This is a genomic window from Pseudomonas sp. Sample_14 (assembly GCF_004307515.1).
GTDB classification, from domain to species: domain Bacteria; phylum Pseudomonadota; class Gammaproteobacteria; order Pseudomonadales; family Pseudomonadaceae; genus Aquipseudomonas; species Aquipseudomonas atacamensis.
On record NZ_RCOC01000030.1, the window covers coordinates 1 to 2,649 of the forward strand.

2 protein-coding genes are annotated in these 2,649 nt (G+C 60.4%); both read left to right on the plus strand.

Annotation, left to right across the window (positions count from 1 at the left end):
* Positions 1 to 229 precede the first annotated feature (229 nt).
* Positions 230 to 745 (plus strand): Hcp family type VI secretion system effector, encoded by a 516-nt coding sequence (locus tag D8U61_RS07235; RefSeq protein ID WP_007949952.1) that lies wholly within the window; start codon positions 230 to 232, stop codon positions 743 to 745.
* A 135-nt stretch (positions 746 to 880) separates the two neighbouring features.
* Positions 881 to 2,649, plus strand: a 1,769-nt coding sequence (locus D8U61_RS07240) for a type VI secretion system tip protein VgrG (RefSeq protein ID WP_130926678.1), incomplete at its 3' end; no start/stop codon positions are given.

Here is a 2,649-nt window from a genome sequence, read left to right on the forward strand (position 1 = left end):
GCAAGCCCTGCAGCCAAGTGCGCAAGAAGTTGCGCAGTACTGCGCAACTTCTTGCGCACTTTCTCCCGACTTGCCCGCTGAAAAACGCCGCGAATGATCACCAACCAGCGTGGCGCCCCCGCCATCCGGGCACCGCGCAAAACCTGGCACGCTCCTTGATAACCCTCAGTCACCCACCGGGCGATTTCGCCTCCGGGCACCCTAACTTTATCCGCAAGGAGAGCACCCCATGGCAACACCAGCGTACATGTCGGTTACCGGCGAAAAACAAGGCCTGATCACTGCCGGCGCTTTCACCGCCGACTCCGTTGGCAACACCTACCAGGAAGGCCACGAAGACCAGGTCATGGTTCAGGCTTTCACCCACGACGTGATCATCCCGCGTGACCCGCAATCCGGTCAGCCAACCGGTCAGCGCGTTCACAAGCCAGTTGTGATCACCAAGGTCTACGACAAGGCTTCGCCACTGCTGCAAGCAGCACTGACTTCCGGCGAGCGCATGAGCGAAATCGTTATCCAGTGGTACCGCACTTCGGCCCAAGGCACCCAAGAGCACTACTACACCACCAAACTGGAAGACGCGATCATCGTCGCCATCAACAACAAAATGCACAACTGCCAGGATCCAGGCAACGCGCACTTCACCCACCTGGAAGAAGTGCAGTTCACCTACCGCAAAATCACCTGGACCCACGAAGTATCCGGTACTTCGGGTTCCGATGACTGGCGTGCTCCAGTCGTTTAATTACGGCTGACCGTTACACGCATCGGCCAGCTCTGCTGGTCGATGTTGTTTACGCCCCTCCAGAATTTCGCGTACGTTGAGCCGCTTTTTTTGCGGTCGTCGACGAGCGCCGCTGTACAGCACGAGGAACAAGGGATGTTCGCGCCGGCCAATGAAACCCACTTTGCCCTGACCATCGAAGGGCTTTCCGCCGACTTTCAGGTGTTTACCCTCACCGGCCGGGAAGCCATCAGCCAGCCTTTTGTCTTTGAGGTGGAGCTGGTCAGTGAGCAGCCGTCGCTGGACCTCGAAACCCTGCTGCACAAACCGGCCTTTCTGCAGCTGTCGCCTGACGGCAGCGGCATCCATGGCCAGATCTACCGCGCCGCGCAAGGCGATTCCGGCAAGCGCTTGACCCGTTATTCGGTGACCCTGCGCCCGCAACTGGCGTACCTGGCGCACCGCATCAACCAGCGCATCTTCCAGAACCTCAGCGTGCCGAAAATCATCGGCATGGTGCTCGAAGAGCACGGCATTCAAAGCAACGCCTACGAATTCAAGACCGGCTCGATCTATCCCGAGCGCATCTACTGCGTGCAATACGACGAGTCGGATCTGCACTTCATCCAGCGCCTGTGCGAGGAAGAAGGCATTCACTTCCACTTCCAGCACAGCGCCAACGCGCACAAGTTGGTGTTCGGCGACGACCAGACGGTGTTCCCGAAACTGGCCCCGGTGCCCTATCAGCAAGACTCCGGCATGGTCGCCAGCAACCCGGTGATCAAGCGCTTCGACCTGCGCCTGGAAACCCGCACCAGCCGCACCACCCGTCGCGACTACGACTTCGAAAAACCGCGCCTGACCCTGGAAAGCGAAAACCGTGGCGACGCCCTGCCCGACCTCGAAGACTACGATTACCCGGGCCGCTTCATCGACCGCGAGCGCGGCAAGCACCTGGCCAAACGCGCCCTCGAACGCCATCGCAGCGACTTCCAATTGGCCGAAGGCAAGAGTGATCAGCCACTGCTGGTCAGCGGCCATTTCCTCGCCCTGACCGAACACCCGAAAGCCAAGTGGAACGACCTCTGGCTGCTCACCGAAGTCCTGCATGAAGGCAAGCAGCCGCAAGTGCTCGAGGAGTCGGTGACCAGCGACACCACCGCGCTGAAAGACGATTTCCACCAGGGCTACCGCAACCGCTTCCAGGCCACGCCATGGGACGTACCCAACCGCCCGCCGCTGCGCCACCCGAAACCGCGAATCCTCGGCAGCCAGAGCGCGGTGGTCACCGGCCCGAAAGGCGAAGAAATCCACTGCGACGAATACGGCCGGGTCAAAGTCCAGTTCCATTGGGACCGCGAAGGACAGGCCGACGACAAGACCAGTTGCTGGCTGCGCGTCTCCAGCGCCTGGGCCGGCGCCCAGTACGGCGGCATCGCCATCCCGCGCATCGGCATGGAAGTGCTGGTCACCTTCCTTGAAGGCGACCCCGATCAACCGCTGATCAGCGGCTGCCTGTACCACAAGGAAAACACCGTCCCCTATCCACTGCCGGCGAACAAGACCCGCAGCACCTTCAAGACCCTGAGCTCCATGGGCGGTGGCGGCTACAACGAACTGCGCATCGAAGACAAAAAAGGCCAGGAACAGATCTACCTGCACGCCCAGCGCGACTGGGACGAAAACATCGAGCACGATCAGAAAATCCGCGTCGGCAACGAACGCCACGACACCGTCGAGCAAAACAGCTACACGGATTTCAAAGCCGAAGAACACCACACCGTCTACGCCGACCGCAAAGTCGAAACCCGCGCCAACGACCACCTCACCGTCGGTGTGAATCAGCACATCAAGATCGGCACCGGCCAGTTCATCGACGCAGGGCAAGAAATCCACCTGAGCAGCGGCATGAAAGTGGTGATGGA